The following is a 21,650-nucleotide window of genomic DNA, read 5'->3' as shown; positions in this document are numbered from 1 at the left end:
CGGTCCGCGGGGACACCGTTCGTCGGTGGGCGACAGAACCGAAGAGGAAAGGGTCAAGTCATGGCCACGCTCGACGTCCCCGGCGCCCGGCTCCACAACACCGTCACCGGCAGCGGACCGGTGCTGCTGTGCATCCCCGGCGGGGCCTCGGATTCCGGCATGTTCGCCCCGCTGGCGGGGCTGTTCGCGCGGCACCACACGGTGATCACGTACGACCCGCGCGGGATCTCCCGCAGCACCCTCGACGATCCCGGCCAGGAGCAACAGATCGAGGTCCACGCCGACGACGCGTTGCGCCTGCTCGACAGCGTGAGCAGCGAACCCGCGATCGTCCTCGCGTCGAGCGGTGGGTGCATGCAGGCTTTCGACCTCGTCGTCCGCCACCCCGGACGGGTGCGGACGCTCGTCGCGCACGAGCCGCCGCTGATGGCCCTGCTGGACGGGAACCCCGGCACCTCTCCCGACGAACTGCTGCACATCCACCGTGAGCACGGCATCGAGGCGGCGATCGCCAAGTTCATGGCGGGCGCCGGGTTCGAAGGGGGCGAAGGCGGCGTCCCGCCGGAGATGCGCGAGAACTTCGAGTTCTTCATCGTCCACCTGATGAAAGCGATCGTGGACTTCACACCGGACTACGAGGCGCTGAAGGCGTCCGGCACGCGGATCGTCCTCGGCGCCGGCGAGGACTCGGTCGGCCAGCCCGCGCACGAGGCAGCCGTGGCCGCGGCGGGGCGTCTCGGGATCGAGCCGACCCGCTTCCCCGGCGACCACATCGGTTTCGCCTTCGAAGCCACGGCTTTCGCTTCGCGGCTGCGGGAGGTTCTCGACGCCTGACCGCCTCCGGATGTCATGAAAGGGTCGTTCAAGACGTTTTCCGTCCTGAACGACCCTTTCATGACACGCACCCGGCGAGTGCGGGTCAGGCGCGGACGTGCGCGATCAGCCCGCCCACCAGAGCGCCGAAGCCACCGATCCCGGCTATCGTCCGGACCAGGTTCCACCGCTCCCAGACACCCTCGAACTTCGACCGCAGCGCCTCGAAGTCGGTGTTGTCGCCGTCGAAACCGGCTTCGAGCGCGTTGTTCAGCGGCACGTTGACCGCCATCGTCACGATCAGCATCACCAGCAGCAGCACGAATCCCGCGATGATCCACGGCAGCGCGGACCGCAGTTCCGACTTGAAGTGCAGGGCGGCCGCCGCCGCGGCGAGCAGCGGCGCGCCACCGAAGCTGAGAGCGAACCAGCCGTTGAGGATCGCGATGTTGATCTCCCGCATCCCCGTGACGTACGTCCGGGCGTCGGCGCGCGCCAGCCCCGGCATGACCGAGCACGTGTAGGCGTAGAACAGGCCGGCGATCAATCCCGCCGCGATGACGGCCGCGATCAGGACGATCTCGCTCAGCGTCGACATTCCGGTCGTCTCCCTTCTGCTTGTGGCTTGTTTCATCGATTCCAGACCCCAGTGGCCGCGGCCTTCGCGGCGTAGTCGGAGAAGTCCCTCGCGGGCTTGCCCAGCACCTTCTCGACGTCGCCGGTGAGCGAGGAGTTCCGGCCGTCGAGGATCCGCGTGAACAGATCGGTCAGGCCCTCGATCTCCTCCTCCGGCACTCCCTGTTCGGCCGCTCCGGCCGCGAACTCCGCCGCGGAAACCGGAACGTACCGGACATCCCGCCCCGCAGCCTTGCCGATTTCCGCCGCCACGTCCGCGAAACCCAGCAATCGGGGGCCGGTCAGCTCGTACACCTCGCCGTTGTGCCCGTCGGCGGTCAGTGCCGTCACGACGACGTCGACGATGTCCTCGACGTCGATGAACGGCTCGGTCACCTGCCCGGCGGGCAGCACGATCTCGCCGGCCAGCACGGGTTCCAGCAGGAAGTGCTCGCTGAAGTTCTGCGCGAACCAGCTCGCCCGCACGACCGTCCACTCGGCACCGGAGTCCCGCACGCCCTGTTCGCTGACCACGGCTTCCTCCTCGCCGCGGCCGGAGAGCAGGACGAGCCGCCGGACACCGTGTTCCACGGCCAGTTTCGAGAAGTCGCGGATCGCCTCGGCCGCGCCGGGGAAGGCGAGGTCCGGGTAGTAGGTCAGGTAGGCGGCGCCGACACCGGTCACGGCGGCGGTCCAGGTCGAGCGGTCGTCCCAGTCGAACGCGGGCCGCGAGGCCTTGCGGACGTCGATCCCCCGGTCGGTCAGCCGCTGCGCCACCCGGCGCCCGGTCTTGCCCGTCGCTCCGAGGACCAGGACCGTCTCGTTGGTGTTCTTCGTGTTTGTCATGGCACTAGTCAAGCGCCTCAGGATGAGACGGAACATAGTTCAGAGGCTCTGTTCCATGTTTCATCGTCTACACTTCTCGGCATGGATCCCCTCGCCGGTCTGCTCGACGGACCCCGCGCCCGTGGCGCGTTCCTGCTGAAGTCGGTCATGACCCCGCCGTGGTCCCTGCGCATCGAGGACGAGGCGCCGCTGACGGTGATGGCGCAGGTCCGCGGCGAGTCCTGGGTCGTCCCCGACCGCGGGGACGCCGTCCGGCTCGGCACCGGCGACATCGCCATCGCCCGCGGGCCGGACCCGTATCTCGTCGCGGACGACCCGGCCACCCCGCCGCAGGCGATGATCCTGCCGGGACAGGAATGCCTGACCCCGGACGGGCAGCACCTCACCGAACTGTCCGACCTCGGTGTCCGCACCTGGGGCAGCGACCCGGACGGCCCCGTCGTGCTGCTCACCGGCACCTACCCGCTGGAAGGCGAGATCAGCAAACGGCTCCTCAACGCGCTGCCGCCGATGCTGGTCGTGCGGGACGAGGAGTGGGAGAACCCGCTCGTTTCGCTGCTCGCCGGGGAGATCGTCAAGGACACGCCGGGACAGGAGGCCGTTCTGGACCGGGTGCTGGATCTTCTGCTGGTCGCCGCGCTGCGGACCTGGTTCGACCGGCCCGGCGCCGAAGCACCCGCCTGGTATCGCGCGCACAGCGATCCCGTCGTCGGGCGCGCGCTGAAACTGTTGCAGCACAAGCCTTCCGAACCGTGGACCGTGGCGAGTCTCGCGGCCGACACCGGTGTCTCCCGGGCCGCGTTCGCCCGGCGGTTCACCGCCGCGGTGGGCGAGCCCCCGATGGCGTACCTCGCGAGCTGGCGCATCGCGCTCGCCGCGGATCTCCTGCGCCAGCATCCCGACGTCACGATCGGCGCGGTCGCGCGGCAGGTCGGCTACGGCAGTTCGTTCGCGCTCAGCACCGCGTTCAAACGCGAGCACGGTGTCAGCCCGCAGGGTTACCGCACCGGCGTCGCGTAACGCTCGACCAGTTCCGCGCCGATCCGGGCGAGTTCGTCCTGGACCGACGGCGGCCCCAGAACTTCGATCATCGAGCCCCAGCCGGCGAGCTGCTGGGCGATCATCCAAGCCACCGGCGCCGACACCGTCACCCGCACGCGTCCGTCGTCGAGCGTCTCCTCGACGTGCGCCTGCCGTCCGAAGTGGTCCTGCAGGATCGGCAGATGCCGCTCGGTGATGAGCACGGTCGCGTCCAGCCCCGAACGACGGCGCTCGACCCGATCGACCACCTGCTCCCAGGCTTGGGACAGTGCGAAGTCGTCCGGCCGTTCGGCGGGCAGGTCGGTCAGCTCGACCTCGGACATGCGATCGGCCCGGAAGGTCCGCTGGCCGTTCTCGGTGCCCGCGATCAGGTACCAGACCTCGTCCTTGTCCACGAGTCCCCACGGATCCACGACCCGCTCGGCAGGTTCCGCGCCCTTCTTCGCGTAGCCGAAGCGGACTTTGCGGCGGCTGATGATCCCGGCCTGGAGCACGGTGAGCGGTCCGGGACGTTCCTTCTCCCGCTCGCCCCACCGCGACGAGTCGATGACGACCGCGTCGGCGGCGGCCTGGGCGTCGGCCCGGAAGGTGTCCGGCAAGGCCCGGACCAGCTTCCGCAGCGCGGACTTGACCTCGGGCGAGATCGACGCCGCCGGGCCCGCGAGCAGGAACAGAGCCTGCGCCTCCGATGCCGACAGGCCGCTGAGGTCGGTCCGCGCGCCGCCGATCAGCGACCAGCCGCCACCCCGGCCGGGCTGCGGGTACACCGGAACCCCCGCGGCGGACAACGCTTCGAGGTCCCGCCGGGCCGTGGCGACCGAGATCTCGAGTTCGCCGGCCAGCTCGGCGGCCGTGACGCGGCCACGGGCCTGCATCAGCAGGAGGGTGGCCACCAGGCGATCGGCACGCATGCGCCCAGTCTCGCAGCCAAATCGCTCACCCGATGCGCACTTTGCCGTTCACCCACTCGCGTTTCGGTTACCAGCGCGCGGGACAGGAGAGCGACTCCGGCAGTTTCGTGGTCGCGTCGCCCTTGGCCGCGTCCAGTTGCGACTGGATCAAGAACAGGGCGTCGCGCAGATCCGCTCCGCGGAGGTCGGCGTCGCGCAGGTCCGCCCCGATGACGTCGGCCTGCCTGAGATCGGCTCCTCGCAGATCCGCGCCGATCAGGTACGCCCCACGCAGAAGCGCGCCGCGCAGGTTCGCGCCCTTGAGTTTCGCGCCGATGAGGTCGGCGCCGCGCCGGTCCTTCTTCTTGCCCGGGACGTCGGCGCGGGCGAGTTCGCTCGCGCGCAGCAGCAAACCGTTCACCCCGCCCCGGTGCGCGTGGACGTCCACTTTCCGCAGCACATCGGGCGTTTCCAGGGTCATCCGCTCGGTCCGGTCGATCGTCTCGGTCAGGTCGTCACGGATCGGCGCCGACGTCGGCAGCGCGGCCGCCTCGGTCAGGTAGTAGAGCAGTTCCTGGAGGTCCCGCATCACCGGGAAGACCGCGAACATCGACTTCGCCGTCATCGGCGCTTTCCGCCAGTCCTTGCCGTCGAAGGTGACCTGGGAGACCTTCTGGCCCGCGCCGAAGCAGTCGTAGACCGTGCAGCCGGTGAAGCCCTTCGTGCGGAGCTTGTCGTGGATGCCGCATCGGGAGTCCGCGAGCAGGTTCGGGCAGGCCTGGCCCGCCGGTTTGGTGATCGCGAAATCGGCGGACGCGGCGAAGGCCGGGACGACGCAGCACAGACCGAAGCAGTTCTCGCAGTCGGCTCGCAGGGCGGAAGGGGCTGGCACGGCGGTTCGGACTCCAGATGCTCGACAGGTGTTCCGCCCACAGGGTACGGAGGGGCCGGGGTGCACTTTCCGTGCAGGGCACCCGCCGCCAATGGCCGCCAGACGAAGGTCGGGTCCTGCCCCATTCAGTCGATATCGGACATGTCAAACGCTCCATAACCTCGATCCCCATGGGCTCGGCAGATGCCGTCCCATGCGGTCGAGCTGGACCGCTTTCCGCCGCTGTGGTCTTGACCGGCCGGTCCCCTGCGAACGACAGGACGAACACATGCGAGAGATGAGACAAGCGCGTTGGCTGTCCCGTGCCGGAATGGCGAGCGCGGTCGCAGTGGCGATCAGCGTGACCGCCGCTCCCGCGCAAGCCGCCGAAGGACAGATCCTCGCCGCGGGATCCGCCGAAGCGATCCCGAACAGCTACATCGTCACACTGAAGGACACCGGCGTCGTGGGCGCGCTGGCGAGTCGCTTCGGCGCGAAGGTGGAGCAGGTCTACAGCAACTCGCTCAAGGGCTTCTCCGCGACGCTGTCGGAGCGGCAGGCCAAGCGGCTCGCCGCCGACCCGTCGGTGGCGTCCGTCGAGCAGAACCAGGTCGTCCACGCGGACGCGACCCAGACCAACCCGCCGTCCTGGGGTCTCGACCGTGTCGACCAGCGCAACCTCCCGCTCGACAACAAGTACAGCTACACCTCCACCGGCGCGGGCGTGAACGTCTACGTCATCGACACCGGTGTGCGGATCAGCCACCAGACCTTCGGCGGCCGGGCCCGCAACGGTTACGACTTCGTCGACAACGACGCCGTCGCCCAGGACGGCAACGGCCACGGCACCCACGTCGCCGGCACCATCGCCGGTTCGCAGTATGGCATCGCCAAGGGCGCCACGATCTACGGCGTCCGCGTGCTCAACAACTCCGGCAGCGGGACCACCGCCGGTGTCATCGCGGGCATCGACTGGGTCACCAAGAACCACGTCAAGCCCGCCGCGGCGAACATGAGCCTCGGCGGCGGTGCCTCCACCACGCTGGACGACGCCGTCCGCCGGTCGATCGCCGCGGGCGTCACCTACGGCGTGGCCGCCGGTAATTCCAACGCGAACGCGTCCGGCTTCTCCCCCGCCCGCGTGACGCAGGCGATCACCGTCGGCTCGACCACCAACACCGACGCGCGGTCCAGCTTCTCCAACTACGGGAACCTGGTCGACATCTTCGCGCCGGGCACGAACATCACGTCGTCGTGGAACACCAGCGACACCGCGACGAACACCATCAGCGGCACCTCGATGGCGACCCCGCACGTGGTCGGCGTCGCGGCCCGCTACCTGCAGAACAACAAGACCGCCACGCCCGCGCAGGTGGCCACCGCGCTGATCAACGCGGCCACCACGGGCAAGGTGACCAACCCGGGCTCCGGTTCGCCGAACCGGCTCCTGTACTGGGCGCCGACCGCCTGATCGAGCTCGCGCACATGTCATGAAAGGGTCGTTCCTGACGAATTTCGTCAGGAACGACCCTTTCATGACACTCGGCGCTACAGCACCTTGCGGATGCTCGGCACCACGGCCGCGAGCCCGGCGGCGTTCGGGTGAAGCGGCGCGAAGCTGTTGTTCACCACCGAAGGGATCAGCCCTTCGATCCACTTGACGCCGATCGGCTGACAGGCGTCATGACCGATGCTCGGCGTCCGGATGTCGACGTACTTCGCACCGTGCGCGGCGGACTGCTCGGCCATCCGCGCGTTGAGCCGGTCCATGTTCGCCTGGATGTAGTCGGCGTCCTGCGGAAGGACCGGGACGAGCGGCCAGCAGCCACGCGGTTTGATCCCGGTCGGGTAGCCGACCATGACTATCTCCGCCCGCGGGGCGCGCTGGCGGATCTGCTCGATCACCGTGCCGTATGTCGCGGCGAAGGCGTCGATCTTGGTGGCGTACTTGTCCACCCCACCGGCGGTGTTGGCCGCCTTGCACGATTTACCCACCGGCAGCAGGTTCACGCACGACGTCGCGAGCCCGACCAGCCCGATGTCGTTGCCGCCGATGCCCACGGTCACCAGGGTCGTGTCGGCCGAGAGCGCGTCGTACTGCGGCGGGTTGGTGCCGGAGACGATGCCCTTCTGCGGATTGGTGAAGTCGGACGTGGTCGCGCCGCCGCAGGTGACGTCGCGCAGCTCGGCGACCTTGATCTCCTTCGCCAGCAGGGCCGCGTAGTTGATCGCGGACCGGGCGCAGGTGAGCAGATCGGACTGCGGCAGGACCACCGACCCCGCCGAGAACGAGTCACCCATCGCGACGTAGACCTGTCTCTCGGCCGCGGCGAGAGCCGGAGTCCCGATTCCGACGAGGGTCGCCGCGGTGCCCGCCACCGCGGCGATCCGAGCGAGTCTTCTCCAGTGAGAACGTGTCACAGCCACCTCCGGCATGCGTCGTCGAATGCTGCGGACAGGGTCCGCCGGGAGCGGGCGAACCACTAGAACGGAGGCGCGCGTTCCTGTTCGGAGTTTTGTAGGTTGCCTCTATGACGAAGGCGTCGGCACAGCCGTGGCGCCGGCTGGACGCCTCCGTGCTGACCCGGCTGGAGCCCGACACCGCCGCGATCGCGTCCGCCGCGATGGACCAGGTCCGCGCCGGGTTGCGGACGCCGCTGGACGACCGGACCGTCGCGAACGTCCAAACCACCCTCGACGTCGCGCTCGACGCCTTCTTCACCGAGATCGGCCAACCCGACGGCACCACCGACTGCGAGGTCTACCGGGCGCAGGGCCGGGCCCAGCACACCGCGGGGCGCAGCCTGGAGGAGATGCTCGGCTTCTACCAGTCGGCGGCCCTGGGGGTCTGGCGGCAGCTGACCTCGGCCGCACCCGCCGTGGATCTGCCGACCCAGGCGATCGTCGAACTCGGGGAGGCCCTTTTCGCCTTCATCGCGGAACTCTCGGCCGCGGCCGCCGACGGATACGCCGAAGCGCGGTCACAGGCGGCGCGGGCCGGGCAAGCGCGGCGCGACCGGCTCCTCGGCCTCCTGCTCGCCGAACCGGCAGCCGATCCGGACGTACTCGACGACGCCGCGAGCCGGGCGGCGTGGATGCTGCCCGACCGTCTCGTCATCGCCGTCACCAGCGCGGACGTCGCACCGCGCCTGCTGGACCGGATGCCGGGACGGGTGCTGATCGGCCGTCACCACGACCTCACGGCCGTGGCCATGCCCGTCGACCGGATCGAGTGGTACCTCGGCCGGCTGCGGGATCTGCTCGGCGGCGAGCAGGCCGGTGTGGGCCCGGAGGTGCCGCTGCGGTCGGCCGCGCTCAGCGCCCGCCGGGCGGCCGCGTTGTGGCGGCTGACCCGCACCGGCGCTCTTGGCGGCGGCGCCCTCGTCCACACCACCGACCACGGCGTCGACCTGCTGCTGACCGCCGATCCCGAACTGGCCGCCGAGTTCTCGAAGGACGTCCTCGCGCCGCTGGCCGGGTTACCGGAACCAGCGAGGCAGCGGCTCACCGCGACCCTCACGGCGTGGCTCGCGCGCCCCGATCAACCTCAGGCCATCGGGGACGAGTTGCACGTCCACGTCCAGACCGTCCGCTACCGGATCCGGCAGCTGCGGACACTCTTCGGCGGCACGATCGACGATCCGGCCGGTCGTTTCGCGCTGGGGATAGCGCTGCGGATCGACCCGCTGATCACGGCACGCTCAGAGCGAGACGTCCATCCGCTGCGTCCCGACGACCGATAGCAAGCGCAACGCGTTCTCCGACGGAGTGCCCGGGTCGGCGGTGTAGATGACGACCTGCTGATCCCGGTCGCTGATGTCGAGCACGTCGCAGTTCACGCTGACCGGGCCGACCACCGGATGCCGGAACGTCTTGCACAGGGTGGGCGCGGCGCAGACGTCGTGCGCGGCCCACAGCCGCGCGAATTCCTCGCTGCCGTCGAGGAGTTCCCGGATCAGCGCGGTGACCTCGGGATCGTCGGGATAGCGGCCGGCGGTGGCCCGGAGATTCCGGACCGCGCTCGCGGAGAACTCGGCGACGTCGGACACCCCGTACAACCGTCTGCCTTCCGGTCGCGGCCCGAGGAACGCGCGGCGCACGAGGTTGCGGTCGCGCCGTGGCAGCGCGGAGAAGTCCTCCATCAGCGCCGCGGCGAGGTCGTTCCACGCGAGCACCTCGTAGGTCGCGGACAGCACGATCGCCGCCGCCTGCGGAAGTCGCCGCAGCAGCGCGAGGATGCTCGGCCGGACCTCCTTCGACGGGCCGGGCAGCGGTCCCGGCGGAGCTCCGGCGAGGTGGTGCAGGTGATCGCGTTCCACATCGGACAGTCGCAACGCCCTGGTCAGCCCGGCCAGCACCTCGCGAGAGGGCCGGGGACCGCGAGCCTGCTCCAGTCGTGTGTAGTACTCGGTCGAGATGAACGCCAGCTGCGCCACCTCCTCGCGGCGCAGCCCCGGTGTGCGGCGCCGCGGTCCGGCGGGAAGGCCGACGTCGGCCGGGGTGATCCGTTCCCGCCTGCTGCGCAGGAAGTCCGCCAGTTGTCGTCTGTCCACCTCTCCAGTGTGGACGATGCCGGGACGTCAGCCAGGTACCGCCGATGCCTGGATAGGCGCCGGGGGCGGGGGAAGTCTCGGTGCCATGACCAACACAACGACTGTTTCGGGCCTGCTGGACGGCAAGGTCGCCTTCGTCACCGGCGCCGGACGCGGGATCGGCGCCGCCGCCGCGCGGCTGTTCGCCAGGGAGGGCGCGCGGGTCGTGCTCGCGGCCCGCACCGAGTCCCAGCTGAAGGCCGTGGCCGAGGAGATCCGCGCGGAAGGTGGGGTCGCGGACCACGTGGTGTGCGACCTCGGAGACGCGGGGAGCATCCGCGCTGCCGTCGGCCGTGCCGTGGAGTTGCACGGCAGGCTCGACGTCGCGTTCAACAACGGTGCGACGAACGTGCCGCCCGGCCCGATGGACCAGGTGACCGAAGCCGATTTCGACCACATCTACGCGGTGAACCTCAAAGGCCCGTGGCTGTCGATGCTCGCCGAGATCGAGGCGATCCGGTCCACCGCGGGAACCGGGGCCATCGTCAACAACACCAGCGTCGGCAGTCTGATGGCCAACCCGGACCTTCCCGCGTACGGCGCGATGAAACGAGGGGTCAACAGCCTCACCGCCTCGGCCGCCGTCACCTACGGGCCGGAAGGGATCCGGATCAACGGCGTCGCCCCCGGTACGACGTTGACCGAGATGTTCAGCGAATGGATGGAGAGCTCGCCGGGCATCCTCGAACACCTCAACGCCCGGACCCCGCTGGGGCGCGTGGCCGAACCCGAGGAGATCGCCCAGGCCGCCGCGTGGCTGCTGAGCGACCGCGCCTCCTACGTGACCGGCACGATCCTGCGAGTGGACGGCGGCATGCTGTCCTGAGCTAGCCCGCTTCCGCGAGGTGGCGCCGGAACCACGCGACCAGACCGGCGTCCACCTCGCGAGCGCGCGGAAGCTGTGGCGCGGGTTCGATACCGGGCTCGTCCGCGAGCGGGTGTTCCAGCCCGGGAATCGACAGTAGCTCCGACCGCTCCCCCAACGCATCGGCGAGACCGACCGCGTCGGCTCGCAGCCCCGGATGATCCAGCTCGCCGCTGACGACCAGCAGCGGCGCCCGCTCGGCGAGGACGTCCGCCCGGGCAAGGAAATCCAAGCTGTCGACGGCTCTCGCAGAGTTTTCGACATACGGGTAGTCGCCGGGGAACAGGTCGACGACGGACCGCATTCGGATGGCGGCGTTGACGACGGCGCCGGCGAAGACCGGGATCTCGGTCTCGGCGAGAACGTTGAGCGCGACGGCTCCGCCGAGCGAGCCGCCGAGGACCCCGATCGGGCCCTCGCCGACCGCGAGCTGTTCCCGGAGCGAGTCCAGCGCGTCCGGGAACTCCTCGGTCGCCTGCCGGACGAACGGGTACAGGAAGGACATGAGGACGTCCTCGCGCATCAGCGCCAACCCGGCGTCCATGGTCCCGTCCACCATGCGCGCCCCGCACATCGGCATCCCGAGGTGCACGCGCCAGGCGGGCAACCCGTGCATCGGCAGGGCGGCGGCGAAGGCGGCGTCGGACCTCGGCGCGTCGAGCATGTGCCAGGTGACGATCAACGGCGCGTTCGTCTCGCCGTCCGGCGGTAACGCGGTGAACGGCACTCCGGCCGCGGTTCCCGTGGTCGGTGGGTTCATGAGGCCACGGTAGACGTCGAGGACGACGCGGGCGGTTTCGCGGCTTTTCGCCGGCCGGGTCAATCCATGTCGGTCAGAGTCAGCATCCACAACGTCCGGCTGTGACCGGCGTAGACGACCCAGGTCGTGTTGAAAAGCCCTCGGAACCATGGACACCACGGATCGGGACTCGACAGGCAGAACAGGCTCGAGTACCTCTCCCCGAACAAGCTGTGGAACAGGTCGTTCGCCTGGGCGAGCGCGGCGACCGCCCGGCGATCACGGACGGCGGCAGCCGATTCCCTCGGGTCCGTGCCGAAGCTGCCGTCGTACATCGCCCGTGCCCATTCGGCCGCCAAGCCGATGGCGGGCACCGGCCGCCAACCGCGCGGAGGATGGTTCGCCCCGGCGTCGAGCGGTTTGCTCGCGTCGAACGACTCCGGCAGCAGGTGCCGCACCGCCCGATGCCGCAGAATATCCGGGAACAGACTCAAGAAACTGTTCCGCGCGATCTCGTCCACCCGATCAGGTGCCTTCAAGACGATTCCGTGAAGCTGCGCATCGCCCTTGATCCGGTCTTTTCTCAGCCACACCAGAGCCGCCGACTGGTTGAGCTCGTCGGATTCGACGCGAAGCGCCGTCAGGTCGTTTTCCAGCTCGCCGGCTTCCGTTTCGGATAAATGAGAGAATACCGTGGGGTGGCCCATCTTCGGATGGTAACATGGCTGGTCGTTCGCACGCGCGGCGACAAGATTGTCTATCGTGCGTGCGCCGCGCAGTTCTCCCAGTCGGCGCTATTGGGCCCCTTCGTGTAGGCCGTGAGGATGAACGGGGAAAAGTCGTCGGTCGCGACCTCGACGATCGGCCCGCCCAGCGTCTGGTACGAGTACAGACTCGAATACTGCTGCGGAATCCTCTGCCCACGCAGCAGTGCGGCCTGATAGCACGCCTGGAACGACAGCACGCTGTTGATCGGGTGACCTGCATGGATGTGCCGGGCGCCGACGATCTCGGGCGGGCCGCACTCCAGCTGGAACTCGGTCTGCGGCGTGTCCGGACGACTCACCGGCAATCGGTCGACGATCGCGTCGTTCGGCACGGTCGATCCGGCGGCGATGCATTCGGCGATTTCTCCTCCGCCGCGGGCGTCTCGATCGGCAAGCGGAATTTCGGCCGCGGCGGAGCGCTCCGCGATCACCACCCCGACCATCGACAGGACGGCACAGGAAACCACAAGGAGTTTCTTCACGTATCCCCCTCGAATACGATGAATACCGGTCACAGATGATCTTGCGGCTGAATATGCGACCGGAATACCGCTATTCGCGTGACGCGATCACCTGATCAGGTTGTGACGCATCAGGATCTTCACCGAGAAGAATCGTCAGCAAGTCGTAGCGGAGCGGCGCCGACGGTTCCTCGGTCGCGGCGAGAGCGCGTTGACGGATGCGGGACAGGGTTGTCGCGACCTCATCGTGCAGCGCCTGGGACTGGGTGCCCTGGAGTCGCGCTGTGGCGAGATGCCCGCGCGCGGCGGTCAGCTCGGTCTGGACCTCCGCGAGTTGTGTCCGCGACGCGGTCTCCCGTGCCGTCTGCTCGGCGAGGGCTTCCCGGTGACGGGCGTCCTGATCCCGCAGCTGCGCCTTGACGGCGTCCAACTCCGCGGTCAGGTCGCGCTTCTGGGTGTCCAGGAGCCGCTCCCACGTCTTGCGTCGCTCGTCCGCTTCGGCCAAGGCGGTGTACGCGGCATCTCGTTCCGCTGTCCGTGTCGCCAGCTCCTCGCCGCGGGCGGAGAGCGTCGCTGACAGCTTGTCGGCGCGGGTGCGTTGTTCCGCCGCTTCCTCGGCGACCTCTTTCGCGCGTTGGGTGATCACCGCAGTGGCCGACTCTGCGGTTGCTTGCGCCAGCTGGGCGGCGGACCGGGCCTCGACCGCCTCGTCAGCGGTCACCCTGGCCTGACTCTCGGCGTGTTCAGCCGCTCGGGCCGCTTCCATCGCCTGCTCGGCGGCCTGAGCGGCCTCGGCCGCCTGCTCCAGCGCGGCGTCCCGTTGCCGGTCGGCTTCGGCTGCGGCCTCCCGGGCAGCGTCCGCCTGACCGACGGCGGCCGCGATCTCGTCCCGCAGGTGTGCGGTGACGGCGTCGAGCGCATTGCTCAACGTGCGCAGGGGGCCGGTCACCGCGGCGGCGGCCTGATCGAAAGCTTGTCCGGCGTCCGTCAGGGCACCGGCCGGCACGGCTTCGTCACCCAAGGCCTCCTTGAGCGCCTGCTCCGCCGAGGCCAGCTGCTTACAGGTTTTCCCGCCCGGCCACGTCCGGTCGGGGCAGAACTCGTAGGGCCTGCCTCCGCGCGGGCCCGGCGGCGGCAGCGGTTGACGGCACTTGCGAAACCCGCATCGCGCCTGCTCCGGCACACGTTCCTCGGAAACCGGACCCTCGCTCTCAGCCATACCTAAAGCCTATCTTGTGTGTTACACAACCCATAACCTGGGTAACGCTACTGCTAACTGAAACATAACTTAGCTACAGAAGATACATTTTGTAGCTAAGTTCGATACCAGCCCTCTCCCCTGCGGAATATGTCCGATTGCTTGTCGAAAACGGGCCCGGACGGCCGATCTGAAAACGCGTTTGCCGTTACCGCCGGTAACAGGCAGAGTCGGTGGTCCTCGGATGACCACCCCATTTCGTCACAGTGACGATCCGAAGCCGCCATGGTCGTCGGGAACGCGACCACTACGGTGATCGAATGAAACTCCTGTCCGGCGCCGATTCCGCCGCTGTCTCCCCCGGAGAACTCATCGGCGAGAACGAGGTCTGGCCCGGGGTTGCGGATCCCGCCCGGCTGCTTTCGGGCATCACGGAATGGCTGACCGGATACGGCAACCACCAGACCCGCCGCACCTATGCGGAAGGCCTGGGATTGCCGGTCACCGCCGACGACATCGGCGCCTGGGTGCAGCCCGAGATCAAGGCCCCGGACCGATGGGCCGGCGCCGTGGCCGACTACGCCCAGGCCGTCCTCGCCGCGCCGGTGGCCAAGCCTTCGCGACGATCGGGACCTCCGCCCGCGGGCCGGGGGCGGTTGCGGGCGTGTCATTGGCTGCGGTGGTGCGCGGCCAACGGGGTGGATCCGACGGTGGCGACCTCGGCACAGGTGAAGAAGTGGCTGGGCGACCTGGAGTCGGCGGGCGCGGCGCCGTCGACGCGGGACCGGATGCTGGCCACGGTGAAGACGATGTACGCGTCCCTGGCCGACGCGGGTGTGGTGGCGGCGAATCCGGCCGCGCTGGACCGGCGACGACTGGGGCTGACAGCCGCGGCCGCGAGCACCTCGGCGACGATCACGCTGACGACGCGACAGGTCGCGGCGTTGCATCGGGCGGCCGGGGCACCACGCCGGGGCGCGAGCGCGTGCGACGTCGCCCGCGCGGCTGCGGTCGTCGCGCTGTTCACGCTGGGGTTGCGGGTCAGCGAACTGTGCGGACTGGACGAGGCCGATCTTCACGTGACCCGGGGGCGGCGGGCACTGCGAGTGCGTGGCAAGGGCGGAAAGGTCCGGGTCGTCTATCTGAGCGTTCCCGCGGAGAACGCGCTGCTGGAGTACCTGGCCTTGCGTGCGGACGGGGCGGGCTCGGCGATCGTGGCGGGCAAGCGCGCCGGCGGTGCCGTGCCGGATCGGCCGTTGCTGGTCACCAGGGGCGGACGCCGGTTCGCCCGGCAGGCGATCTGGCAGCTGCTGCGCAGGGTCGCCGCGAGCGCCGGATCGGACCTGGCCGGTGTGGAGGAGATGATGCACCCGCACGCGCTGCGGCATTTCTATGTCACCGCCGCGGTGGAGGCGGGAGCGTCGCTGGAACACGTGCAGGCCGATGTCGGTCACGCCAGCATCGACACCACCAGCGGCGTCTACGACCACGCTGCCCGGGACCCGGCGCGCAGCGCGGTGGACCTCGTCGCCGACGCGTGGCATCCCGAGTCGAACTGACCCGAAAAACCCGTTGGCGGATCGTGGTGATCGCTGCTAGTTTTCCGGGGACCGTGCGACAGACCGAGGAGGTGGTACCCGTGAACCTGATGACGACATGGGTGCTCCCCTCTGGGGTCACGGTCGGGCGATAGATCGTCCGGGAGCGCCTTTTCTGAGCACTCCCGAAAGGCACGACCATGCACTTCACTTCCGAACAGCGCCTCGACGGCGACGTCCTCGAGCGCGAGTTCACCCTCGGCGAGATCACCGGCGTTCTGTGGACGCCCGGATCCGTCACCGCACCGGTCCCGCTGATCCTGCTCGGCCACCCCGGCGGGCTGGGCAAGATGCACCCCCGGCTGACCGCCCGGGCCCTGGGCACCGTGGCGGAGGGCTACGCCGCGGCCACCATCGAGCTCCCCGGAGCCGGTGACCGGCCGCGGTTGACCTCCGTCGACGAGGCCCGCGCCGATCTGCAGCGGGCGGTGAAAGCGGGCGAGCCGGTCAGCGACGAGATCGTCGAACGTCTTGTTCTTCCCTTGGTGGACCAAGCGGTCCCGGAATGGCAGGCCACCCTGGACGCGCTCCTCGCGCTGCCCGGGATCGGCGGCCCGGTCGGGATCGCGGGCGGGGTGACCGCCATCGGTGTCCGGCTGGCGGTGGTCGAACCCCGGATCGCGGCCGCTCTGCTGTTCGCGGGGAGTTACGTGCCCCGCAGCACGTTCGACGAGGCCCGGAAGCTCACCCTCCCGCTGCACGTCCTGCTGCAGTGGGACGACGAGGGGAACGACCGGCAGCAGGCGCTGGACTTGTTCGATGCCTTCGGCTCGAAGGAGAAGACGTTGCACGCCAACATGGGCGGGCACACCGGTGTCCCGCAGTTCGAGGGAGAGCCCGCGAACCGGTTCTTCGCCCGGCACCTGAAGTAGCGCCTCATAAGTGGTGAAGGCCTCCTTCGCTACCCTGAAGGTAGTGAAAGTCAAGTCACAACTAACGTAGTGAAACCGCGAACACTGTTTCCGCAGGTCAGCGACCTGGACGCGTAGGTGTGTTGTGGCGGGTGCGTGCCTTCACGGGCACGCACCCGTCAGAATTCGTCGGTCTGCCAGTCGATGCCGTCGGGCCGCTCACCACCCGTGGTCAGGAACCGGTGAGCGGCCTGCCTGATCTTGGACTCCGGCAGCTCGGCATCCTCCGGGAACTCGGTGTCCGCCCCCATGTAGTAATAGATCGTTTCGGCATCGTCGGTCTTGTCGCCACGTGAGAAGTAGGCATCGGTGGACGGATCGGCCGCCCCGGAGCAGTAGAGGACACCCCGTCCGCGCGCCCCGTCCAGTCCGACGTTGAGAACGGCGCGACCTGGATCACCGGCCAAAGTCAGCTCGACGAGGTTCGGTCGCCGCGTGGCAGCTAGGGCGTCAAGAACCGCATCCAGTTCTGCGGCGGTCTCAATCTGCGTAGGTTCGGGCGCTTCAAGGTCGAACCAGGCCACTAATGCCACCACGGGCGGGCTCCTCCTTCGTAACGCTTGACAAAAGGTGTGCCGTCCGGTTTCACACCGTGGACTGTGAGTGCGGACCCGTCCGGCAGCAAGATGGGGACCAGGGTGTCACAGCTCAGAACACCCTCGCAGGGGACATTATTGATGATCACCGTTGCCTCCGTGATTCCCTTGTCTGCCATCCTCGCGGCGAGCTTCATCTCAACGTCCGACGTGCGCAGCGGCTTTCGTGGAATCCCCTTCGCCTGGAGCTGCTTCATCGCGAGAGCCGCGTCATCGTCGCGCCCGCTGACCGTCTCGTGCACCTTCCCGTCCTGGCCGACCCACCGCCCGTGAGTCTTCCGGCCACGATCGTCAGGCTTGATCGGATCGGGCAGCTCGCGCTTCAGCCGTTCAATGGTCTCGGTTGTCACCTGCCCCGGCGTACCTGTCTCCGGCTTTACGGCCTCGGGTCTCATCTGTGTGGGAGCAGGACCGGACGCCGTCCCGCCACCAATGCGGGAAATGTAGCCATTGATGCTGGCCACGCGTCCCTCAAGATGGTCAGCCATGCCACGAACCTGTGCCTCGCCCTCGGCATAGATCCTCGACAGGTCAGAAATGGCTGAACCCGCCGTCACCTCCGCGACCCCGACCTTGACTTCGGCGAACGTGTCAGCGGTCGCCTTCAGCGTCGCTACCGCACGATTCGTAGCTTCGACCGCTCCGCTGAGGATGGCGACATACCGATCATGGGCACTCAGTCCGCCGTCCATATGACCATTCTCGATACCTTTTCGTGATCCTCGGAAGCCCGCCGAATTGCGCAGCCTGGACACCGCCAGACCGGCGATGAACTACACCTTGCATGGTTGCTCTTTGTAAGATAACAACTACGCCATGTCGCAGCCGAACTCTCGGTTGGAGAGCCTGGTCAGCTAGGCTCGACCTTGTACCTCTTCGTATGAAGGCGTGCCCTGCGGCAACTACCGGGGGTGAGGCGAAGGGGCTGGAGCTGCTAGCGAGGTGCGCGATGGTGGAGACCTTTGGTAACACGCTGTTACGTCTTCGGAAAGACAGGGGCTTGTCGCAAGCGAAGCTCGCGGCGCAGGTGCCGGTGCACACCTCCAACGTGTCCCGGTACGAGTCCGGATTACAGCATCCCGAGGAACATGTAGCGGCCCGCCTCGATACCGTGTTGAACGCCAATGGTGAGCTGCTAGCGAGCTGGACACCTATCGATACTGGGCCGCTCACCGCTGACCAGCGGGAGCGAATCGCGTACAGCAGGCGCTACCCGGGTCGGATTGACGAAGACGCCATCACAGCTCTAGCTGAGAGCTTGGCGGCACAGCGCCGCTTAGATGACGTGCTTGGCCCAATACCGCTGATCCCCTCGGCCGTCGCGCAGGCAAGTATGGTGACGGACATCCTTGAGGAGGTCAACGGCCCGCGACGTGAAGCGCTAGCGAGCGTCGCTTCCGAATACGTCCAGTTCGCCGGATGGCTGCGTGCGGAAGCCCGTCATGATGAAGAGGCTGTTCGCCTGCTCTTTGAGGCCGAGGAACTTGCAGACGAAGCCAAAGACGGCATTCTCGCGGCGCAGGCTATTAATTTCCGTGGATACCTAGCGCGCCAGCAAGACAAGCCAAGGGCAATGGCAAGAGTATTCCTAACTGCGTACCTCACGCCAGGCGCGCATATTGCCCAGCGAATCGGCGATGGCATCCAGGCGGCGCAAGGTTACGCGAAGATTGGCAGCCGTGACGAGGCCCTGCGCTTGCTCGACACAGCCGACGGAATGATTGATGAAGCCGCAAGGGACGAACCACCCGCAACGGCTTACTGGCTGACGCCGACCTTTCACCGTCTCAACTCCGGGCTTGCGCACCTTGCCCTAGGTGATTACGCGGCAGCGGCTGATCATCTTCAAACGGGACTGGGCAACCTCCCCAAGGACCAGCAGGGCGCAACATGGACGAACGAGTATCGCGATGGCCTCACGGAGGCTCAAGCCGCTAGCTGAAGGAAGTTGTGCGCACAGCTGTGCGCACAACTCAACCCCTTCACCGATACTTCGAGGGCGCCGAATATCGACGTGTGACAGCACGCGATGGCGCCCACCCGGTCAACCCCTGGGTGACTAGTAAGTGCCGTTGGCGACTTCATGCCCGGACACGCAAAAATCTCGCCCGCTCCGTGCTGTCACGCTTTCGTGTTGCTCGCTTGAGTTGTATTCGCGAGCCGGTGTGAGGGGCGATGATGGACGGCGCGAGGGTGAATCTAGGCGGTGTCATCTGTGGTCTGTTGTTGGCGTTGTTCGCCGTGGGGCTCGCTGGGTGGCTGCTCTGGGACAAGTACTTCCGCGCGGTCGGTCGGCACTCCGATCCGGATGAGTTCACCTCTTGGCAGGCACTCAAGAAGTCGGTTGCAGAGCGCGAGAAGCAGCAGAAGCGCGAGGAGCGGCGGTACAGCCGCGCTGAACCCGTCCACCCCCGTCCCCGGTCTGACGTGGATATCGAGGGGTTTCCGCGCGTCGAGACTTCGCGGGAGGTTCCCCGTGAGGTTCACCGGGCTCCCGTCGACAAGTCGTTCCTGGATGACGTGACGCGGCCGGACCTGCCGGTTGTCGATGCCTTCGAGCCGCCGACCAGGCCGACCTACGAAGTGCCCGATTCCTGGGCGTCGAGTTCTGGCGAGTTGCCCGAGGAACCCCCTCCGCGGCTTGACCACATCCCGAGGCCACGGCGGACCGTGAGTCAGGAGCTGCGCCATGCACGAACTGGAGCCTGATCTTCTCGCCAGCGCCGTTGATCTGTTGTCGGACGCGGCGAAGCACATCGCGCCCCTGATGCGGGCGCAGAAGTCGCCGAAGCGCCACGTTGCCGGCCTCCGCGAGTGCGGCGAGGCGCTGGTCGTCGTCGGAGCGCTGCTGTCGAGGCGCGCCGGAGAGATAGACGGCGAGTTCGTCGACTTGGGACCGAAGGCTCACGCGTGCTCTCTGCCGCCGCGCGGCGAGGTGCACTTATGACCACCGATGAAGCGACCCGGCAGTGGACTTATAACCCGCCAGGCGTTGACCCCACCAGGGTGAACCTTCCCTATCTCTACGACGCGTTCCTCGACGGCAAAGAGGCACATGAGATCGAACACCACATGCGGGACGAGCTTATGACCGTGTCGCCGGACATTGGGTTCGTCTTCACCTCGGAACGAGACTTCGTGCGCCGCGCAGTCCGCTACCTGGCGCGCTCCTACTGCATCACGCTATGGCTCATCGCTGGCTACGGCCTACCCGAGTTCTCGGGCCATAACCTCCACCAGGTGATCCGGCGCTGCGAAAGCTCGGCGTCCGTCGCGGTGGTCGAAGGTGACTGCCTGGCCGCAGCGGCGCAACGGGCACTCATCGAGGACGGCGACAATCAAACACACGTGGTCCAGGTCGATCCCTACAACCCGAAACGGATGTGGGAAACAATCGACGAGGCTCCCGTTTCCTACCGCCGAGAGCCCACCGTCCTGATACTGAGTGGGATTCTCTCGTTCCACGGCGGCACGCGCGCCGAGGTTGCCGAGGTAGTTCAGAAGCACATCGAACATCTTCCGGATGGATCGTTCATCATCGCAACACATCTGTTTAATCCGGAGCACCCGGAACTCACACCGCTCGCCAAGACCTTCGAGGATCACCTGTGGCACAGCCCGCTTGGTGTAGGCGAGGTCGCTACCCGGAAAGAGATTGAGGCCATGTTTGCCGGTACGACGATTTTGCCGCCCGGCGTCGTACCGGCTTACATGTGGTACCCCGAAGGTCCACCGTTGATCAGCCCGGTAACGGGAATGCTTACCGCCGCACTGGTTGCCCAGGTCGGAAAGGCCGATGAATTCCTCACGATTCCGGATAGCCTGACATGAGCCCAGTAGACGTCACAATAAGGATGAAAATCAGGATTGAAGATCCGTCCCTTTGGCTCAAATGGCACACATTCGGAAACCGGGCGGACATTCGCGATGAGGTCACTAACTACGTCGGCGTTCTGGTCGCGGACGATATCGCGTTCGAGGACGGCGCGGAAATTACATGGACAGAGGCCGCGCTACTGCGACCTGCCACACGCTATAAATGGGCTATAAACAGGACTCGCCGCCGTTGGGTCAACTTTCTGAAACGAAACGTAAGACGTCTCTTTGGAGGCTGATGATTGTCTCCTGGTCACCGTGTCTGTGAAGGCCCCCCGCCGGGCACGGTGGCCGGGTTCCAACCCCGCCGTAACTTTAGGGACATCGGTACGGCGGGAGCTCGGGGGCGGCCCCTGTACCTCCGCCCCCGAGTTTCAAACATTCCCGACCCCGACTCAGTGAGTCGAAATTGTGAAATAGGAAGTTCCAGATAGTGAGGAGTTATAAGTGTTACGTCGCGTCAAAATGGGATTCTGGCTGGCGGAGGGTACCGACGGTACCGGGGTCACGCACGTCGAGGACCTGCTGACGAACGGCTCGCAAAAACCGGAAGACCAGCATGACCCGAGTGGAGACGACGAGTGATCACCGATCTGCTGCGGTACGGAGTTGATCTACTTGACCTCTACCGCGGATTCCTGTCCTACCGGCGCCTGTGTGCGCTGGTGGCGCACTTGCCCGACGACGCGGCGGTCTACCGAGGGCACAGCCCGCGCAGCGTAATCTCCCGTGCTGAACTCCTGCTTGCCACGGTCGAACGGCGCGTTACGGCGCTGTGGGCGACCGTGGCCGTTGCACTGGGCCAGGACGTCACCGATGAACAGCTGGTCGGTCCGCTGGACGCTTGGACCCCGCCCGCACACGGTACCCGTAGACGGTCGACCAGCAACCCTCTCCCCAATGGCGCGGAGCTGAAGTCGCTGCGCGAAATCGCGCTATGGATGCGCGGCGACTGACCTTCCAGAGTCGGC

The 21,650-nt window shown here is 67.5% G+C and carries 24 protein-coding genes; 12 read left to right on the top strand and 12 right to left on the bottom strand.

Features of this window, described 5'->3' with window-relative positions:
• The first annotated feature begins 60 nt into the window (after positions 1 to 60).
• Complete coding sequence (locus tag AB0N89_RS00970) at positions 61 to 834, top strand: alpha/beta hydrolase (protein ID WP_364198825.1); 774 nt, start codon at positions 61 to 63, stop codon at positions 832 to 834.
• Positions 835 to 919: 85 nt separating this feature from the next.
• Here AB0N89_RS00970 and AB0N89_RS00965 read toward each other — a convergent pair whose 3' ends face one another.
• Together AB0N89_RS00965 and AB0N89_RS00960 are read right to left on the bottom strand one after the other, a co-directional pair.
• On the bottom strand, positions 920 to 1,411 hold the full coding sequence (locus tag AB0N89_RS00965) for an anthrone oxygenase family protein (protein WP_364198823.1): 492 nt from the start codon (positions 1,409 to 1,411) through the stop codon (positions 920 to 922).
• Positions 1,412 to 1,443: 32 nt separating this feature from the next.
• Positions 1,444 to 2,274 (bottom strand): NmrA family transcriptional regulator, encoded by an 831-nt coding sequence (locus tag AB0N89_RS00960; protein ID WP_364198821.1) that lies wholly within the window; start codon positions 2,272 to 2,274, stop codon positions 1,444 to 1,446.
• 81 nt (positions 2,275 to 2,355) lie between these two features.
• On the opposite strand from AB0N89_RS00960, the gene AB0N89_RS00955 reads away from it, so the two are divergent.
• On the top strand, positions 2,356 to 3,294 hold the full coding sequence (locus AB0N89_RS00955; RefSeq protein ID WP_364198819.1) for an AraC family transcriptional regulator: 939 nt from the start codon (positions 2,356 to 2,358) through the stop codon (positions 3,292 to 3,294).
• Here the strand turns inward: AB0N89_RS00955 and AB0N89_RS00950 are convergent.
• Both AB0N89_RS00950 and AB0N89_RS00945 read right to left on the bottom strand, forming a co-directional pair.
• A complete protein-coding gene (locus AB0N89_RS00950; protein WP_364198817.1) occupies positions 3,273 to 4,226 on the bottom strand; it encodes a YafY family protein in 954 nt (317 codons plus the stop codon). The two genes, AB0N89_RS00955 and AB0N89_RS00950, sit on opposite strands and share 22 nt — an antisense overlap.
• Before the next feature lie 67 nt (positions 4,227 to 4,293).
• On the bottom strand, positions 4,294 to 5,097 hold the full coding sequence (locus tag AB0N89_RS00945; RefSeq protein ID WP_364198816.1) for a pentapeptide repeat-containing protein: 804 nt from the start codon (positions 5,095 to 5,097) through the stop codon (positions 4,294 to 4,296).
• Between the two features lie 310 nt (positions 5,098 to 5,407).
• Between AB0N89_RS00945 and AB0N89_RS00940 the strand changes: the two genes are divergently transcribed.
• Positions 5,408 to 6,547 carry a S8 family peptidase gene (locus tag AB0N89_RS00940; protein ID WP_364198814.1) on the top strand — a complete coding sequence of 380 codons (1,140 nt, stop codon included), beginning with the start codon at positions 5,408 to 5,410 and terminating at the stop codon, positions 6,545 to 6,547.
• Positions 6,548 to 6,624: 77 nt separating this feature from the next.
• Here AB0N89_RS00940 and AB0N89_RS00935 read toward each other — a convergent pair whose 3' ends face one another.
• Positions 6,625 to 7,497 carry an SGNH/GDSL hydrolase family protein gene (locus tag AB0N89_RS00935; RefSeq protein WP_364198812.1) on the bottom strand — a complete coding sequence of 291 codons (873 nt, stop codon included), beginning with the start codon at positions 7,495 to 7,497 and terminating at the stop codon, positions 6,625 to 6,627.
• Positions 7,498 to 7,607: 110 nt separating this feature from the next.
• Here AB0N89_RS00935 and AB0N89_RS00930 point away from each other — a divergent pair, with 110 nt between their 5' ends.
• The gene (locus AB0N89_RS00930) at positions 7,608 to 8,819 is read left to right on the top strand and encodes a helix-turn-helix domain-containing protein (protein ID WP_364198810.1); all 1,212 of its coding nucleotides are present in this window, start codon (positions 7,608 to 7,610) and stop codon (positions 8,817 to 8,819) included.
• On the opposite strand, the gene AB0N89_RS00925 is transcribed toward AB0N89_RS00930, so the two are convergent.
• Positions 8,778 to 9,629, bottom strand: a complete 852-nt coding sequence (locus AB0N89_RS00925; RefSeq protein WP_364198809.1) for a helix-turn-helix transcriptional regulator — start codon at positions 9,627 to 9,629, stop codon at positions 8,778 to 8,780. The genes AB0N89_RS00930 and AB0N89_RS00925 overlap by 42 nt on opposite strands.
• An 85-nt stretch (positions 9,630 to 9,714) precedes the next feature.
• On the opposite strand from AB0N89_RS00925, the gene AB0N89_RS00920 reads away from it, so the two are divergent.
• Positions 9,715 to 10,494 carry a glucose 1-dehydrogenase gene (locus tag AB0N89_RS00920; protein ID WP_364198807.1) on the top strand — a complete coding sequence of 260 codons (780 nt, stop codon included), beginning with the start codon at positions 9,715 to 9,717 and terminating at the stop codon, positions 10,492 to 10,494.
• Position 10,495: 1 nt separating this feature from the next.
• Here AB0N89_RS00920 and AB0N89_RS00915 read toward each other — a convergent pair whose 3' ends face one another.
• The 4 genes from AB0N89_RS00915 to AB0N89_RS00900 are packed head-to-tail and all read right to left on the bottom strand — an operon-like array spanning position 10,496 to position 13,719.
• Positions 10,496 to 11,293, bottom strand: coding sequence for an alpha/beta hydrolase (locus tag AB0N89_RS00915; protein ID WP_364198805.1), 798 nt, complete (start codon positions 11,291 to 11,293; stop codon positions 10,496 to 10,498).
• 59 nt (positions 11,294 to 11,352) lie between these two features.
• Positions 11,353 to 11,979 (bottom strand): hypothetical protein, encoded by a 627-nt coding sequence (locus AB0N89_RS00910; RefSeq protein WP_364198803.1) that lies wholly within the window; start codon positions 11,977 to 11,979, stop codon positions 11,353 to 11,355.
• 50 nt (positions 11,980 to 12,029) lie between these two features.
• Positions 12,030 to 12,554, bottom strand: a complete 525-nt coding sequence (locus tag AB0N89_RS00905) for a hypothetical protein (RefSeq protein ID WP_364198801.1) — start codon at positions 12,552 to 12,554, stop codon at positions 12,030 to 12,032.
• 37 nt (positions 12,555 to 12,591) lie between these two features.
• Positions 12,592 to 13,719 (bottom strand): response regulator receiver protein, encoded by a 1,128-nt coding sequence (locus AB0N89_RS00900; protein ID WP_364198799.1) that lies wholly within the window; start codon positions 13,717 to 13,719, stop codon positions 12,592 to 12,594.
• 299 nt (positions 13,720 to 14,018) lie between these two features.
• On the opposite strand from AB0N89_RS00900, the gene AB0N89_RS00895 reads away from it, so the two are divergent.
• Both AB0N89_RS00895 and AB0N89_RS00890 read left to right on the top strand, forming a co-directional pair.
• Positions 14,019 to 15,257 carry a tyrosine-type recombinase/integrase gene (locus AB0N89_RS00895; RefSeq protein WP_364198797.1) on the top strand — a complete coding sequence of 413 codons (1,239 nt, stop codon included), beginning with the start codon at positions 14,019 to 14,021 and terminating at the stop codon, positions 15,255 to 15,257.
• Positions 15,258 to 15,436: 179 nt separating this feature from the next.
• Positions 15,437 to 16,168: an alpha/beta hydrolase gene (locus AB0N89_RS00890; RefSeq protein WP_364198796.1), complete on the top strand. Its 732-nt coding sequence runs from the start codon at positions 15,437 to 15,439 to the stop codon at positions 16,166 to 16,168.
• 158 nt (positions 16,169 to 16,326) lie between these two features.
• Here AB0N89_RS00890 and AB0N89_RS00885 read toward each other — a convergent pair whose 3' ends face one another.
• Positions 16,327 to 16,743, bottom strand: a complete 417-nt coding sequence (locus AB0N89_RS00885) for an Imm1 family immunity protein (RefSeq protein WP_364198795.1) — start codon at positions 16,741 to 16,743, stop codon at positions 16,327 to 16,329.
• Entirely contained in the window at positions 16,731 to 17,495 is a 765-nt protein-coding gene (locus AB0N89_RS00880) for a DddA-like double-stranded DNA deaminase toxin (protein WP_364198794.1), read from the bottom strand. Before AB0N89_RS00880 ends, AB0N89_RS00885 begins: the two co-directional genes overlap by 13 nt.
• Before the next feature lie 257 nt (positions 17,496 to 17,752).
• Here AB0N89_RS00880 and AB0N89_RS00875 point away from each other — a divergent pair, with 257 nt between their 5' ends.
• The 5 genes from AB0N89_RS00875 (at position 17,753) to AB0N89_RS00855 (ending at position 21,635) form a co-directional block, all read left to right on the top strand.
• Complete coding sequence (locus AB0N89_RS00875; RefSeq protein ID WP_364198792.1) at positions 17,753 to 18,745, top strand: helix-turn-helix transcriptional regulator; 993 nt, start codon at positions 17,753 to 17,755, stop codon at positions 18,743 to 18,745.
• Positions 18,746 to 18,978: 233 nt separating this feature from the next.
• Positions 18,979 to 19,512 carry a hypothetical protein gene (locus AB0N89_RS00870; RefSeq protein ID WP_364198790.1) on the top strand — a complete coding sequence of 178 codons (534 nt, stop codon included), beginning with the start codon at positions 18,979 to 18,981 and terminating at the stop codon, positions 19,510 to 19,512.
• Positions 19,493 to 19,750, top strand: coding sequence for a hypothetical protein (locus AB0N89_RS00865; RefSeq protein ID WP_364198788.1), 258 nt, complete (start codon positions 19,493 to 19,495; stop codon positions 19,748 to 19,750). The genes AB0N89_RS00870 and AB0N89_RS00865 overlap by 20 nt, the downstream gene beginning before the upstream one ends.
• Positions 19,747 to 20,634, top strand: a complete 888-nt coding sequence (locus tag AB0N89_RS00860) for an SAM-dependent methyltransferase (RefSeq protein ID WP_364198786.1) — start codon at positions 19,747 to 19,749, stop codon at positions 20,632 to 20,634. Before AB0N89_RS00865 ends, AB0N89_RS00860 begins: the two co-directional genes overlap by 4 nt.
• Before the next feature lie 626 nt (positions 20,635 to 21,260).
• The gene (locus AB0N89_RS00855; protein ID WP_364198784.1) at positions 21,261 to 21,635 is read left to right on the top strand and encodes a hypothetical protein; all 375 of its coding nucleotides are present in this window, start codon (positions 21,261 to 21,263) and stop codon (positions 21,633 to 21,635) included.
• Positions 21,636 to 21,650: the final 15 nt, after the last annotated feature.

Source organism: Amycolatopsis sp. NPDC089917 (genome assembly GCF_040684635.1).
Lineage (GTDB): Bacteria > Actinomycetota > Actinomycetes > Mycobacteriales > Pseudonocardiaceae > Amycolatopsis.
Note: the sequence above shows the minus strand (reverse complement) of the source record. Positions and strands in the feature narration are given on the sequence as shown.